At 37.8% G+C, this 16,518-nt stretch carries 7 protein-coding genes and 4 pseudogenes; 10 read left to right on the top strand and 1 reads right to left on the bottom strand.

What is annotated here, in order from left to right; translation table 11 throughout:
• The first annotated feature begins 44 nt into the window (after positions 1–44).
• The 4 genes and pseudogenes from ANSO36C_RS07145 to ANSO36C_RS34770 all read left to right on the top strand — a co-directional run bounded on the left by ANSO36C_RS07145 (position 45) and on the right by ANSO36C_RS34770 (position 8,608).
• Positions 45–2,844, top strand: a pseudogene (locus ANSO36C_RS07145) (PAS domain S-box protein).
• A gap of 10 nt (positions 2,845–2,854) precedes the next feature.
• Entirely contained in the window at positions 2,855–4,375 is a 1,521-nt protein-coding gene (locus ANSO36C_RS07140) for a hybrid sensor histidine kinase/response regulator (RefSeq protein WP_251958971.1), read from the top strand.
• A 58-nt stretch (positions 4,376–4,433) separates the two neighbouring features.
• Positions 4,434–7,878: pseudogene (locus tag ANSO36C_RS07130) on the top strand (helicase-related protein).
• A 169-nt stretch (positions 7,879–8,047) separates the two neighbouring features.
• Positions 8,048–8,608 (top strand): annotated as a pseudogene (locus ANSO36C_RS34770) (Uma2 family endonuclease).
• A 75-nt stretch (positions 8,609–8,683) separates the two neighbouring features.
• On the opposite strand, the pseudogene ANSO36C_RS07120 reads toward ANSO36C_RS34770, so the two are convergent.
• A pseudogene (locus ANSO36C_RS07120) lies at positions 8,684–8,973 on the bottom strand (DUF4351 domain-containing protein); the annotation flags it as partial.
• Positions 8,974–9,994: 1,021 nt separating this feature from the next.
• Between ANSO36C_RS07120 and ANSO36C_RS07115 the strand changes: the two are divergent.
• The 6 genes from ANSO36C_RS07115 to ANSO36C_RS07090 all read left to right on the top strand — a co-directional run bounded on the left by ANSO36C_RS07115 (position 9,995) and on the right by ANSO36C_RS07090 (position 16,361).
• The gene (locus ANSO36C_RS07115) at positions 9,995–13,477 is read left to right on the top strand and encodes an Eco57I restriction-modification methylase domain-containing protein (RefSeq protein WP_251958967.1); all 3,483 of its coding nucleotides are present in this window, start codon (positions 9,995–9,997) and stop codon (positions 13,475–13,477) included.
• An 88-nt stretch (positions 13,478–13,565) separates the two neighbouring features.
• The gene (locus ANSO36C_RS07110) at positions 13,566–13,712 is read left to right on the top strand and encodes a hypothetical protein (RefSeq protein WP_251958966.1); all 147 of its coding nucleotides are present in this window, start codon (positions 13,566–13,568) and stop codon (positions 13,710–13,712) included.
• Positions 13,713–13,901: 189 nt separating this feature from the next.
• The gene (locus ANSO36C_RS07105; protein WP_251958965.1) at positions 13,902–14,291 is read left to right on the top strand and encodes a VOC family protein; all 390 of its coding nucleotides are present in this window, start codon (positions 13,902–13,904) and stop codon (positions 14,289–14,291) included.
• Positions 14,292–14,389: 98 nt separating this feature from the next.
• On the top strand, positions 14,390–14,749 hold the full coding sequence (locus ANSO36C_RS07100) for a DUF433 domain-containing protein (protein ID WP_251958964.1): 360 nt from the start codon (positions 14,390–14,392) through the stop codon (positions 14,747–14,749).
• The gene (locus ANSO36C_RS07095) at positions 14,730–15,083 is read left to right on the top strand and encodes a DUF5615 family PIN-like protein (protein ID WP_251958963.1); all 354 of its coding nucleotides are present in this window, start codon (positions 14,730–14,732) and stop codon (positions 15,081–15,083) included. Before ANSO36C_RS07100 ends, ANSO36C_RS07095 begins: the two co-directional genes overlap by 20 nt.
• 69 nt (positions 15,084–15,152) lie before the next feature.
• On the top strand, positions 15,153–16,361 hold the full coding sequence (locus ANSO36C_RS07090; RefSeq protein ID WP_251958962.1) for a class I SAM-dependent methyltransferase: 1,209 nt from the start codon (positions 15,153–15,155) through the stop codon (positions 16,359–16,361).
• Positions 16,362–16,518: the final 157 nt, after the last annotated feature.

Here is a 16,518-nt window from a genome sequence, read left to right as displayed (position 1 = left end):
GCTTAAATTTGGTATTTAACAAAGTTTTTGTCATACAACTACTAATGCTATTTCCTGAAAATGAAAGCCAACGTCTAGAAGTGCTTAATCAATATCAAATTTTTAGATACGCTACCAGAAGAAGTTTTTGATGAACTAGCTCAACTAACTGCTAATTTTTGTGAAGCACCATCGCTCTGATTAGCTTAGTCGATGCAAAAAGAGAATGGTTCAAGTCAAAAATTGGAGTAACTATATCGGAAGTTCCTCGATGCAGTTTTTTTGCTACTTATACTATCTTGCAAAGTCAAATATTAATTATCTCTGATACTTTGCAAGATGAACGATTTGCGACAAATCCCTTTGTAACATCAAATCAATATTTCCGTTTCTATGCTGGAGTTCCCCTAATTACTTCAAGCGGCTTTGCATTAGGCAGTCTTTCTATAATTGATTTTACACCGCGAAACTTAAGTATTAAAGAGCAAGTAGCATTACAACAGTTGGCTAAACAAGTAATTAGGCATCTAGAGTTACATCGGGCAAAAATTATTGATGATAGCCAAAAAAGTTTTAATCTACTTTTCTCTAAAAATCCAAACCCAATGTGGGTATATAACCAAAATAATCTGCAATTTTTAGATGTAAATGAAGCTGCTGTTATCCACTACGGCTACTCACGAGAAGAGTTCTTGCAAATGCAAATAACTGACATTCGCCCTTCAGAAGATGTCCCTATCTTCATGGACTATTTAGGGCAAAATTCCTCTAATGTACACTTGGCTGGACAATGGCAACATCGGCGAAAAGACGGACAGATTATTGATGTTGAAATTTTCACAAATCCAATAGAATATGGCAGTTATAATGCTCAGTTGGTTAATATAAGAGATATTACAGAACACAAACAAATAGAAATAAATCTTCAGGAAAGTGAAGCCAGATTTCGAGTTATTTCTGAAACCATTCCTGTTCCATTTATTATTTCGCGTGTGTCTGATGGGTTGATTTTATACGCTAACTCAGAGTTGCTTCAAACATTTCAGTTTTCTCTAAGAGGATTTAGTTAATCACAAAAACTTATTAGATTTGTATCATAACCTAGCAGATTTAGAAGTATTATTAAAAATTCTCGACAGCCAGGGATTTATTCATAACTATGAACTTCAATTAAAAAGAGCAGATGGAACTTATTTTTGGGCGATCGCTTCACTGCAATATTTAAGTTTCAACAATGAATCAGCAATTTTAACAGTTTTTTATGATATTAATGATCGAAAAAATGCGGAAACACAACTCCAAGAGCAAAATGACTTTTTGCAGAGAATTTTTGAGAGTATCCCGTTGATGATTGCCCTCATTGATGCCAATGGCAAACTTCAGTGGGTGAACCAAGAATGGGAAAATATTCTAGGTTGGAAATTTCAAGATTTTCAAACTCGTGATGTCTTGGAAGCGTTATACCCTGATTCTGAATATCGACAGTATGTAATTAATTTTATGCAGTCTGCACAACGCATTTGGGGTGACTTTAAAACTCAGGTGCGCGATGGTGGTTTACTGGATACATCTTGGACTAATGTTTACCTTTCAAATAGTCAAATTATCGGTATTGGACAAGATATCACAGAACGTAAGCGAAGTGAACAAGCTCTAAAAGCTCAAGCCGAGCGAGAGCAATTGATGCGAACCGTTGCTCAACGGATTCGTCAATCTTTGAATCTCCACGAAATTCTGAATGCAACAGTTGAAGAAGTGCGAGATTTACTTGGAGTTAATCGAGTAGTAGTTTATCAGTTGGACTCAGAGATGAGCGGCACAATTGTGGCTGAATCGGTAGAACGTGGATGGACAGTTTCTTTGAACGTCCAGATTCATCATACATATTTTCAAGCAGGCGCAGGAGTGGAATATTATCAAGGACGCAAACGAGCGATCGCTAATATTTATGAAGCCGGGCTAACTGATTGTCATATTCGCTTGTTAGAACAGTTTGAGGTTAAAGCAAATTTAGTAGTGCCCATTTTACTAGAAGTAAACTCTCAAAACCCTGGTTCTCACCTTTGGGGTTTACTGATTGCTCACCAATGCTCTGATTTTCGTGAGTGGGAAGAAAATCAGTTAGATTTGCTCGATCATCTGACAGTCCAATTAGCGATCGCAATTCAACAATCTAGTATCTTAGAGCAAGCTCAAGCTGAACTTGTTCAAAGACAAAAAGCTCAAGTAAAACTAAAAGCTGCCTTAGCTGAAAAAGAAGTTCTCTTAAAAGAAGTTCATCATCGAGTCAAAAATAATTTACAAATTGTCTCCAGTTTATTGCAACTTCAGTCTCAAACACTCAAAGATCCAGAAGCAATCAAAGTCCTTCGAGAAAGCCAAAACCGAATTGAGTCAATATCTCTAATTCATAAAAATTTGTATACTTCCGCCGATATTGGACAAATCAATGTTGCCGAATATATTCAAAATCTGGCTGCAAGCTTGCTAATTTCTTATCAACTATGGCCAGAAAAAATCAGTTTAGAAACTGATATAAGTCCATTAAGTTTGAATGTTGACCAAGCTATTGCGTGTGGATTAGTTATTAACGAATTAATCTCTAATGCTCTCAAACACGCTTTCCCCAACCAACAAGAAGGTACAATCACTATTATTTTACATAATATTGGTAATAAGATCGAACTGATTATCCAAGACAATGGGATTGGTTTACCAGATAATTTGGATTGGAGAAACACCGAATCTTTGGGTCTGTCCTTAGTACATGACTTGGTTACAGAACAACTAGAAGGCAATATTATTCTAGAACGCAATCATGGAACAATATTTAAAATCGAATTCACACAGTTAACTTTGCATTAGTAAATATCAAATGGGTCAAGTTAGAATTTTAGTCGTTGAAGATGAAGTGATTGTGGCTAGAACTATTGCTAGCCAACTAAGTCAACTAGGATATATTGTTACGGGTACAGCTTCATCTGGAAAAGCTGCCATTGCTAAGGCATTGGAAACTCAACCAGAATTAATATTAATGGATATTATTCTTAAAGGTGAAATGGATGGTATTACTACTGCCAGTAAGATTCGTGAGCAGTTAGATGTACCTGTAATTTATTTAACCGCTTATGGTGATGAGCATACTTTAGAAAGAGCAAAAATTACCCAACCTTTCGGATATGTTGTTAAACCATTTACTACAAAAGATTTAAAAATAGCGATCGAAATTGCGATTTTAAAACACCAGCTAGAAAGTGAACTACGGGAAAACCGAGATCAGTTAGCAACCCTTTTAAACTCAATGAGTGATGCTGTAATTGCTACTAATGAGCAGGGAACAGTGACATTCATGAATCCTGCTGCTGAGGCACTGACTGGCTGGCAACAAAAAGATGCTTTAGGACATGAAGCGACGAAGATTTTTCATATTGTCAATGAAGTTACAGAGGCTACATTAGAAAATCCTGTGACAAAAGTGCTGCGAGAGCAACAGGTTGTTTATTTAGCAGAATTCACATCTTTAATTACAAAAAACGGCAAAAGAATTCCAATTGGCGATAGTGCTTCACCATTGAAGCGAAGACCTGACCAAATAAATGGTGTAGTAATTGTTTTCTGGGATCTTAGCGAACGACAGCAAACAAAATTGCTAGAGCAAGCATTGGAGAAGGAGCAAGAAGTTAATCGTCTCAAGTCCCTATTTATCTCTACCGTATCTCATGAGTTCCGTAATCCTCTGACTGTTGTTCAAACAGCAGTAGAACTCATAGAAATGCAAGGAGCAAATTTAACAGATGCAAAAAGAGCTATCTATTTGAAGCGAATTCAAGGTGCTGTACAATCTATGGAAAAACTCATGGAAGAAGTGCTGTTTATGGGACGAGCAGAGGCGGAAAAGCTTATATACAACCCTGCTCACCTTAACTTAAAGCAATTCTGTCTAGAGTTAATCGAAGATTTTTCGATTCCTGAAAGTAGTTTGTGTGAGATTATTTTTGCCTGTCATAACGAGAATACATTCGCTGTGATGGATGAAGAACTCTTACGTTATATGCTTGGAAATTTACTCTCAAACGCTGTTAAATATTCTCCACGAGGTGGTAATATTCAGTTTAATTTAATATGCGACCAAATTGAGAAAGTAGCAATTTTTAATATTCAAGATCAAGGTATTGGTATTCCCGAAGCAGATCAAGCTAGACTTTTTGAATCATTCTACAGAGCCTCAAATGCCCAATCAATCCAGGGTACTGGATTGGGGTTAGTAATAGTTAAAAAGTGCGTTGATGCTCATAGAGGTAAAATAAGTGTCACAAGTGAAGTTGGAGTCGGCACTACATTTACAGTAATTTTACCCTTAAATTCAGAATTAGCCTTAATTGAAGCTAATGAATAGCTATAAAAATTTTTTACTTATATAACAGATGTACGAAATATTTATCGAGTTTTAAATAATGCCCCGTATTTTTGACAACATAGATTGCAACTGCTACCGATTTTACGAGAAACCCTCAAAATTTCTTATCGGGCAGATTTTTGTGTTGGCTATTTCAACCTCAGAGGTTGGCGAAGAATTGATGATTTAGTCGAACAGTATGTTGGTAGTGAAAATGCTTGTTGTCGTTTGCTAATTGGGATGCAAAGCTTACCCAGTGATGAAGTTCATGCGGCATTTAGCCTTGTTAGTGGTGATGGACGAATTGATAACAGTAGCATTGTGCGGTTTAAAAAACGCATGGCGGCGGAATTTCGCCAGCAGTTGACTATCGGTGCGCCGACTAATCAGGATGAAGCAGGGTTACGGCGGTTAAGTCATCAGCTAAAAACTCAGAAGGTAATTATTAAACTGTTTTTGCGCCATTCTCTCCACGCCAAGTTATATCTTGTACATCGTCATGACCCGAACACTCCCACAGTAGGATTCTTGGGTAGTAGTAATTTAACCCTTCCCGGACTGGCGAAACAAGGGGAGTTGAATGTTGATATTTTAGACCACGATGCTTGCAATAAACTGCAAAAGTGGTTTAGCGATCGCTGGCAAGATTACGGTTGTGTAGATATTTCCCAAGAATTAGCAGAAATTATTGACCAGAGTTGGGCTAGGCAAGAGCTAGTTTCACCCTACTACATCTACCTGAAGATAGCTTACCACTTATCCCATGAAGCGATCGCAGGACTTTCAGAATTCCGTATCCCCCACGAATTTAACAACTTATTCGATTTCCAAAAAGCCGCCGTACAGCTAGCAGCCCGTCATGTAACTAGGCGTGGTGGCGTATTAGTGGGTGATGTGGTCGGTTTGGGCAAAACTTTAGTTGGAACTGCCCTTGCCAAGATTTTACAAGAAGATTGTTATTTAGAAACACTAATTATTTGCCCAAAAAACTTAGTGTCAATGTGGCAAGAATATGCAAATAACTATCGGTTACTCGCCGAAGTTATGCCAATTAGCCAAGTACAAAATAAGTTACCAAAACTGCGGCGCTACCGAGTTGTGTTAATTGATGAAAGTCACAATTTACGGAACCGCGAAGGTAAAACGTTATCGAGCAATTACAGAATATATTGCAACTAACGAAAGTAAATGTATTTTATTATCAGCTACTCTTACAATAAAGTTATCTTGACCTTTCCGCCCAACTGCGGCTATTTGTGCCAGAAGACCAAGATTTAGGATTAAGACCAGAAGCTTTAATTAATGAACTTGGTGGCAGTTCAATAGGAGAATTAGAGTTTATTAGAAAGCATCAATGTTCAGTCCGTTCTTTGGCTGCTTTTGAGAAAAGCGAACACCCTGACGACTGGCGAGAATTGATGAAGCGTTACATGGTGCGACGCACTCGCTCTTTTATTAAAGATAATTATGCCCACACAGATGAAACAGGGCGAAAATATTTAGAATTTTCTGATGGGAGACGTTCTTATTTCCCCCAGCGTCTACCTTGTAGTCTCAAGTTTCCTCTAGAAAGTTCTAGCAGTGACTTTTATGCGCGTCTTTACTCTGAATTAGTTGTAGAAGTAATTAATCAACTGAATTTACCTCGTTATGGGCTAGGAAATTACGTTATTGCTAAACACAAAGAGCCACCTACAGACACCGAGCAACGCTTTATTAATAGCTTATTTCGTGGCGGTAGGAGGTTAATGGGTTTTTCTCGCACTAATTTGTTTAAACGTTTAGAAAGTAGCGGTGTTGCTTTTATTCAATCAATTGAACGTCACATTTTACGAAACTTTATTTATTTATATGCCTTAGAGCAGGGGTTTGATATTCCCATTGGAACTCAGGAAGCTGAGTTATTAGATACAAGTAATAATGATGAAGATGCTGATTCTGTAGCAGCAGCTTTGTTTGATACAGAAACCGAAGATGATGATTCTGACCTAACACTAGAGAATGGGGAGAATTCAAAGCCTCTCTTCTTGCAGGAGAGAGATTTTCCAAATGAAGATGAGAAGGCATCGAAAACAGAAAAAGTTTTTCGTCAAAGAGCAGAATCAATTTACCAAGAATATAGAACTCGATATCAACGAAGATTTAAGTGGTTGCGTTCTACACTTTTTGATATTAAAAAACTGAAACGTGATTTGCTAGAAGATGCTAAAGCACTGATTAATATACTGCAACAGTGTGGCGGATGGAATCCTCAAAAAGATGAAAAACTAGCTGCTTTAATCAAATTGCTAACAAAAACTCACCCTCAAGATAAAGTACTCATTTTCACACAATTTGCCGATACAGTCCGCTACCTTGAAGATAATTTGCAGTCTAGTCTTATAACTAATGTCGCAGGGGTAACGGGACAATCTAAAGACCCGACAATAATGACAGGAAGATTTAGCCCTGTGAGTAATGGAAAACGTGAGCAAATTTCATCATCAGATGAGTTGCGGGTTTTAATAGCCACCGATGTTTTAAGTGAAGGTCATAATTTGCAGGACTGTGCAATTATCGTCAATTGGGATTTACCTTGGGCAATTATTCGTTTAATTCAACGCGCGGGAAGAGTAGACCGCATTGGCCAAAATGCTGATAAAATTCTTTGTTATTCTTTTTTACCAGCCGAGGGAGTAGAACGGATTATTAATTTGCGGGGACGACTCCGCAAACGACTGCAAGAAAATGCTGAAGTGGTGGGAACTGATGAAGCTTTTTTTGAAGATGATGATGCACGAGTAATTCTCGACCTCTACAACGAGAAATCTGGAGTTTTAGATGGTGAAGAAGATACAGAAGTTGATTTGACATCAGAAGCATTTCAAATTTGGAAAAAAGCCACCGATGGTAATCCGGGTTTGAAAAAAACCATTGAAGAAATGCAAAATGTGGTTTATTCTACCCGCGCCCATACTCCGCAACCTGTACAACCAGAGGGAGTATTGCTTTATATGAAAACCACCGAGGGAAATGATTCTTTAATTTATGTTGACCGCGATGGAAATAGCGTTACTCAATCACAATTAGCAGTTCTGCGAGTAGCGGCGTGTGAAGAATCTACTCCAGCGATACCGAGAGATAAACAGCATCACGAGTTAGTAAACAAAGGTGCTGAATTAATTGCTGAAGAAGAGAAAAATGCAGGTGGTCAATTAGGGCGGCCATCTGGTGCAAGATTTCGCAGTTATGAACGCCTGAAAAGCTATGTTCACGAAATGAAGGGAACATTATTTGTTAGCGAAGAACTTTTAAAAGCAATTGATGAGATTTACCGTTATCCTTTGCGACAGTCAGCCATTGATACTCTCAACCGTCAATTGAGAAGTGGTATTAATAATCAGCAGTTGGCTGAGTTAGTTGTGGCGTTACGCATGGATGACCGTTTGTGCATTGTGACAGAAGAACTGGAGAAGCGAGAACCTCAGATTATTTGTTCTTTGGGATTATTTTCTAATTCGTAATTCGTAATTCGTAATTAAGGCAGAAGACGCGATGAATCGCCGTCTCTACAATAATCAGTCCTTTGTAGAGACGGCGATTTATTGCGTCTTATTTATCGCGTTTTTATTATCCGCAACACACCCTACAAAGCTTTAAAGATATAATTAAATTATTTTAGGAGTAATTTTTATGGTTATACTATCATCTAATCTTTCTTTAACAGAGTTTCTGCAATTACCAGAAACTAAACCAGCTAGTGAATATATTGATGCAAAAATCTACCAAAAACCAATGCCGCAGGGAAAACATAGCAGAATCCAAACTCGTTTATCAACCGAGATTAATCAGGTAAGCGAACCTGAGCAAAAGGCTTTAGCATTAACTGAATTACGCTGCACATTTGGAGGACGTTCTTTAGTTCCAGATATTGCTGTATTTGAGTGGTCACGGCTTATTGTTGATGAAGATAGGGAAATTGCCAATAAATTTGAAACTTATCCAGATTGGATAATTGAAAATTCTCTCACCTGACCAATTTCCTAACCGTGTAATTGATAAATTATTTTCTGTATTAATCATGGGACAAATTAGGTTGGTTTATTGACTCTAATGATAAATCGGTAATGGTATTTCAACCTAATAAATTGCCAGAAGTAAAAATATAATAATGATAAATTGACTGTTCTTGATGTATTAACAGATTGGCAAATTACGCCAGCAGATATATTTAGTTGGTTAAAAGTTAAATAGTAATCAATATCTAAATGATAGGGTGCATTAGCCATTTGGCTAACGCACCATACTGGATTTTAAAAATTAAACTGTTTAATTTGCTTCCAACCAATTAAGTAAATCCTCAATGGCTGTAAAACCCAATAAAGCCTCGCTAAGTGCTATCTAATTGCTCTAAAGAAAGAGTTTTGAATGCGCCCCCGAACCTCTTGTGGTAACTCTCCCACCCGTTTTTGTAGTTGCCGTAACACGAGGCTTTGTCCTTGTTCTTGTTTTCCCCGCTCGTAACCGATGCGCTCGCCTGTGGTAATGTAGCTCATAGTCCGCTCCTGCTCTAATTGCTTAAACTCTTACCAAAATTCTGCTTCCAAGGCTTTTGGTAAGGAGCATCCCAATTTTGCAAATTTACCAATTAGAACTAGTCATTGCGAATGGAGCGAAGCGGAATGAAGCAATCGCAAAGTCTAGCGGCTGCGATTGCAACTCTTAGAGACGCTCCGCGAACGCTTCATTTCATTACGCTCGCAATGACAAAATATGTTTTTACACATTTGGGATGCTCCCTTTAGTAAAATCACAACCCAATCAATAAATCGATAAAGGTTACGAATATCTTTACTGTTCGGTTAAAGCAATAGATGCGATTTATCGCGTCTTTGGGAACTTGTAGAAAACACCTAAATTAGCTAGTAGGTTGGGTTGAGGCTTTGCGAAACCCAACAAAGCTTTGATAATGTTGGGTTTCGTTCCTCAACCCAACCTACAATTTGTGGAAAACACCTAAACTAGAAAGCAAACTGAGGTTTGAATAAGTAAAAGCTGCTTTTGCTTGCGGAAAATACCAAAATGAGTAAGCAAACTGGAGTTTGAGTAAGTAAAAGTTTCTTTTGCTTGCGGAAAACACCAAAATGAGTAAGCAAACTGGAGTTTGAGTAAGTAAAAGTTTCTTTTGCTTGCGGAAAACACCAAAATGAGTAAGCAAACTGGAGTTTGAATAAGTAAAAGCTGCTTTTGTTTGCGGAAAACACCAAAATGAATAAGTAAAAGCTGCTTTTGAGTAAATCAAAGCTTGTTTTTATTAAGCATTTCAGTATTTTGAGAAAGTAAACAGACCTTTTTATAAAGCAATTAGCCATTTTGATAAAGTAATCAGCAAATATACTTGACAATTAAAAATCACGCTTATATAAAACGAAGTCGGCATTTATATAACTCAGGTAATATCCCTGAACCTACTTTGATATAAAGGATTTATAAAGTATAAAAAGCATGGTAAAAATTTAACTCGTATAAAAAGAGTTTATTAAAGTCCGCCAGCGCAGACTTAATTTTTATAGCCACAGATTTATTTTCTGACTGGCAAAGTTACCATGCTCTTTTTTTCTTTTTAAAGCATGGTAAATTATGTCTCTTAATTTTCAACGAACACGCGATTTACTCTCCAACTTTCAATTTAGTGATTTATTTATAGAAGAATTAGGTTGGTCTAAACCTTCCAGACAAAAACCTGTAAGTTTAAAAATTGATAACAAGACGTATCAATACCAAAAGATTGCTGAACTTTCGGGTGTTGCAATTTTTGAAGTCACCGCAGCAGACGGGAACATACCAGAAGCTAAAGTTAGAGTTGCTATTCACCAAGAAGTTACTAAACTTCTAGCTGAAAATCTCTTAATTTTTATTACCGAAGAACGCACACGTAGTCTTTGGTATTGGGTGAAACGAGAAGGAAGTAAAACTTCTCCTCGTGACCATTTATATGTGAAGGGTCAACCAGGAGATTTATTTTTAAGCAAACTTGGTTCTTTAGTTATTGATATTACTGAATTAGAACACGGTGAACCGACTGTTGTCGAAATTGCTTATAAATTACAACGCGGTTTTGATGTTGAGCCAGTAACTAAGAAGTTTTACAAGGAATTTCAGGAACAACACCAGAAGTTTTTGCTGTTTGTTAAAGGAATTGATAATGAGACAGATAGACGTTGGTATACATCGGTAATTCTCAACCGTCTGATGTTTGTTTATTTTTTACAGCGTAAGGGTTTTATTGATAATAAAGATTTAAATTATTTGCAAAATAAGCTAGAACAAAGCAAACAAAAAGCTGAAAATCATTTTTATGATGAATTTCTAAAGGCTTTGTTTTTTGAAAGCTTTGCTAAACCTGAGTTTGAACGCGATTTATCTGTACAAGAATTGGTAGGAAAGGTTAAATATCTGAATGGGGGATTATTTCTCAAGCATCATATTGAAGATAAATATCAAATTTCTATAGTTGATGAGGCGTTTGAGCAAGTTCTAGATTTATTTGGGCGTTATTCTTGGAATCTGGATGATACGCCGGAAGGGAAAGACGACGAGATAAATCCTGATGTTTTAGGATATATTTTTGAAAAATATATTAATCAAAAGGCTTTTGGAGCCTATTATACTAGACCGCAAATTACAGAATATCTCTGTGATAGAACTATCCACAAGTTAATTGTAGACCGCGTAAATGATGCGCTATCCGATCAGTATAAGTCATTTGAGGATATCAATGAACTTCTGATTAAACTGGATGCAAATGTTTGTCGTCTATTAATGGATGATATTCTTCCTAATTTATCAATTCTTGACCCAGCTTGTGGTTCTGGTGCTTTTCTTGTGGCGGCAATGAAAACGCTAATCCAAGTTTATAGTGCGGTGTTTGGAACAATTAAGTTGATGGGTGATGACACTCTCAAAAATAAGCTTGAAGATATAGAAAATTCCCATCCATCAATACCTTATTTTATCAAAAAGCGGATTGTTTCAGATAACCTCTATGGTATAGATATTATGGAGGAAGCAACGGAAATTGCTAAACTGCGTCTTTTCTTAGCGTTGGTTTCTTCTGCTAATGATGTGGAAGAGTTAGAGCCTTTGCCTAATATTGATTTTAATATTATGGCGGGTAATTCGCTGATTGGTTTAATTAAAGTAGATGATACTGCTTTTGATGCGGTAGGAAATTCACTACAAGGAAATCTATTACAGTCTTTAGCCGCAGATAATTATAAGAAAATTTTAGAAGACAAGAATAAATCTGTTAAATCGTATAAAGAACACGCTTTTATTCCTGGAAAAGAACAACTTCCTGGTGAAATAGAGGGAACTGAACAAAAATCTCGGTTGCAGATGTTACGCACTGACATTGACAAACTCAACAAAACATCGCAAGAAAAGTTAAATCTTTTGCTGTTGGATGAGTTTAGTAAACGTTTGGGTATCAAGTATGAGGAAGTTCAGTTAACTGGAAAGTCACAGAAGCGGGTTTTGAAGGTTGAGGATATTGCAGCTTTAAAGCCGTTTCACTGGGGTTATCATTTTGATAAGGTTTTAGAACGCGGCGGTTTTGATGCGATTATTACTAATCCACCGTGGGAAACTTTTAAACCAGATGCTAAAGAGTTCTTCGTTCAATATAATGATTTGGTGACGAAGAAGAAAATGGATATACATACTTTTGAAGAAGCCAAGGACAACCTATTGCAAGATAAAGAAATTGCAAATTCATGGTTGGGATATAAAAGTAAGTTTCCTCACGTAAATCTATATTATCGTTCATCTAAGCAATATCAAAACCAAATTTCTGTTGTTAATGGTAAAAAGTCGAAAACAACAGATATTAATTTATACAAACTCTTTCTAGAGCAATGTTTTAACTTATTACGTCCTGGTGCTGAATGCGGTATTGTTATTCCTAGTAGTTTTTATAGTGACTTAGGAGCTAAACAATTACGTGAAATGTTGTTTAGTCAAAGTAAAGTCACTGGGCTATTTTGCTTTGAAAATCGAAAAAGCGTTTTTGATGGTGTTCACCGTAGTTTTAAATTTGTTGTTCTTACTTTTGAAAAAGGTGGTAAAACTGAAAATTTTCCTGCTGCCTTTATGCGCCATGATGTTCAGGAATTACAAAGATTTCCAAGTAACGACAGTATATCAATAAGTCTTGATCTTATACGTCGTTTATCACCTGATTCACTTTCTGTAGTGGAGTTTAAAAATGAAATAGACTTCCATATATCTGAAAAAATGACCAAGTTTCCATTACTGGGTGAGCAAATTAAGGATAAGTGGAATCTTTCTTTAAGACGTGAATTTCACATGACTGATGATAAAGAATTATTCAAATCAAAACTTAAAGATCGATTCCCCTTGTATGAAGGAAAAATGATTCATCAATTCACTCATACCTTTGCTCAACCAAAGTATTGGATAGATGAATGCGAAGGTAGAAAAGCATTATTAAAACGAAATGAAGTAGATAATGGTCAAAAGTTTGACTATCAAAACTACCGTCTGGGCTATAGAGATATAGCGTCAAGTACCAATCAACGGACAATGATTGCGACAATTCTTCCACCTAATGTTTTTGCTGGTAATACGGTAGTTTTATCAGACTTATGTTTAAAGCATGATGAATTACTATTTATTTGTTCTTTACTTAATAGTTTTATCTGTGACTTTGCAATTCGTCAAAAAGTTACATCTCATTGTAATATGTTCTACATCTACCAATTACCCGTCCCACGTTTAACAAAAAACGATCGCAACTTTAACGATATTGTACAACGCGCCGCCAAACTCATCTGCACCACACCAGAATTTGACGAACTCGCGCAAGAAGTCGGTTTAGGTTCCCATCAACAAGGCGTTACCGACGAAACAGAACGCGCTAAACTACGCGCCGAACTCGATGGAATGATAGCACACCTTTACGGTTTAACTGAAGATGAATTTAGCTACATCCTCACAACATTTCCGATTGTGAATGCAACAGTTAAAGAAGCAGCATTGTCAGCTTACCGTACCTTTACCCCAATGTTTGCAAATTCAAAAATAGAACTTACGCAAAAGTAGACGCTGTAGAAGCGATTCATGATATGACCAATTCTTCCTTGATGGTACAAGCCCCTAAATTCATTTATGGATAGATAAGTTTTAAACAATGCAGGGTTCAAGCCCCCGGATTTATCCGTGGGCATTAATTGCGAATTGCGAATTGCGAATTGCGAATTGTGCTGACTGTCTAAATTCCCGTCAACTTTGGTTAACAGCAGGTTGGCATCCACCTATTGGCGATCTATGTCAATAATAAAAGAAGCAGCATTGTTAGTTTACCGCAACTACGATTATGTTTCGTTAGAATCGAATTGCTGCTATAGATACAAGAATGTATTTAAATAAGGTGTAATAAATTAATATATAAATGCGTATACACAAGGTTTTACCCACCTCCGTGGGTTTCAAACCCTCAATTTTTTCTAGATAAGGAGAAAGAATTATGAAATTTGCTTACACGGTTATTTGGGTAGACGATGTAGTTAAAACAGTTGAGTTTTACGAAAAAGCCTTTGGTCTAGTTCGCCGTACTCTCGTGGATAAGGGGCAATCTCTCTGGGCGGAAATCGAAACCGGCAGTACTACACTAGCTTTCTCTTCTAGTAGCGAAGCACAGAAATTATTTCCTGGTGGCTGCCATCCTAACGATGCAACACAACCACCGGTATTAATCCAAATATCATTTATTACTCCTGATGTTGGCAGCGCATACATGAGAGCGATCGGCGCTGGTGCAAAAACATTAGATGCGCCTAAATCTCAACCTGGGGGACAAATGATTGCTCGTGTCCGCGATCCTAATGGTGTGCTGGTGTCGTTAGTAAGTGCCTAAGTAACAAATTGCCTTTTAGCAGATGTCTTGAGCTAGATGGCTGCTTCTAGATTTGGCTTATACTGACCATAGGAAAACAGCACTGCCCAGATATTAAAATGCTACTTATTCCTACTGTTACCTCGATTCCCCTTGTAACTGATGCAAATGGCGTTGTTAGAGTTAGCAAAACCCGCATCACTTTAGATACAGTTGTTACAGCTTTCCTTGAAGGAGCTACAGCAGAAGAGATCAGAGAACAGTACCCATCGCTTCATCTTTGGGATATTTATTTTGTGATTGGTTATTACTTAGAACACCAAGCTGAGGTTGATGCCTACCTTCGAGAGCGTCAAAGGCTTGCTGCGGAGGTTCAACAGGAAGCTGAAAAGTGTTTTAATCCTATTGGAGTGCGCGATTCGCCTTTTAGCAAGACGCAACCCACAAGGGTAAATTACGATGCTACGTTTCTTGGCTGATGAGAACTTTAATAATCAGATTATCCGTGGTGTTCTGCGTCGTAACAGTAATGTTGATATTGTCCGTGTTCAGGATGTTGGATTGACTGAAGCAGACGATCCAACTGTATTAGAATGGGCAGCGCAAAACAGGCGTGTGGTGCTAACTCATGATGTCGCAACGATGACAACTTTTGCTTATGAACGATTACAAGCAGGCTTGGCAATGCCTGGTTTATTTGAGATCAGTCGTCGTGTTTCAGTTGGTTTAGCGATCGAGGAAATTTTGTTGCTAGATGAATGTAGCTTAGAAGGAGAATGGGAAGGACAAGTCCGGTTCTTACCTTTGCGTTAGCGATTGGAGACGAACCGTCGTTGGTAAGCATTCGTTTTTTGTAGTCCCCAATCTAAAATCTGAAATTTTATGGATTCCAATGCTTTGCTGTGTGCAGCGATCGCAAATTACATTACCACCTCTCCTCAACAACGAATTACTTTTGCCCAATTCATGGATTTGGCATTATACCACCCTGAGTACGGCTACTATTCGAGCGATGCAGTCAAAATAGGCTTTAAAGATAGTGATTTTTTTACCTCTCCTAACCTCTGTCCTGACTTTGGCGAGTTACTAGCAGAACAATTTTTCCAAATGTGGGAGATTTTAGGAAAACCTGTACCCTTTTCTTTGGTAGAAATGGGAGCAGGTCAAGGATTGCTTGCATTGCATATCCTTAAATATCATCAACAACACTACCCAGATTTTTTTGCGGCGCTAGAGTACATCATTGTTGAAAAGTCCCCAGCTTTAAGACAAGAACAGCAGCAACGCTTGCAAGATTTCGCGGTGCGTTGGTGTAATTTAGAGGAGATACCACCAAATGCGATCGCAGGCTGCTTTTTCTCTAACGAGTTAGTAGATGCCTTCCCCGTGCATCAATTCATCCTAGAAACGGGCGAACTCCGAGAAATTTATGTAACCACAGATAAGAATCAAAAAGAAACCAATGCCCCATGCCCCATGCCCCATGCCCCATGCCCATCATTTGTAGAAGTCACAGGAGAACCTTCAACGCCCCAACTGGCTGAATATTTAGACTTAGTGGAAATGAACTTTACCCAAAGTGCTTATCCAGATGGCTACCGTAGTGAAATTAATTTAGCTGCTGGTGACTGGTTGAGTATAGTAGCCGACCGCTTGCAGCGCGGCTATGTGTTAACAATTGATTATGGACACCCCGCCAGTCGTTACTATAATCCCAGGCGATCGCAAGGAACGCTACAGTGCTATTATCATCATCGTTTCCATGACAACCCTTATATTAATGTCGGGCGACAAGATATCACTGCCCATGTTGACTTTACAGCTTTGGAACGCTGGGGCGAACGGTACAATTTAAAGAATGTTGGTTTTATCCAGCAGGGATTATTTTTGATGGCGTTGGGATTAGGCGATCGTATTGCAGCCCTTTCTTATCAAAAGCAACCCCTCTCGCAGTTATTACAGCGCCGGGACGCACTACACCAACTTATAGATCCCACAGGACTCGGCGGCTTTGGAGTTTTAATTCAGAGCAAAGGTCTGGACAAGACAGAAACTTCTCAACCACTAAAAGGATTGACTCTGCCAGAGTAAAGGTAAATTTGAAAAGTTAAAACTCTATTTAAGAATGCACTATCAGTCTTATTTAGACTAGCATAACAGTGATTACTGTAAAGTTAAACACAATACCAAAGTAATAATTATGTCCACTCATGACCTGTTAATGCTAGTAACCTTACTTACTCCAGGG

Origin of the sequence: Nostoc cf. commune SO-36 (assembly GCF_023734775.1) — a bacterium.
GTDB classification, from domain to species: domain Bacteria; phylum Cyanobacteriota; class Cyanobacteriia; order Cyanobacteriales; family Nostocaceae; genus Nostoc; species Nostoc commune_A.
Note: the sequence above shows the minus strand (reverse complement) of the source record. Positions and strands in the feature narration are given on the sequence as shown.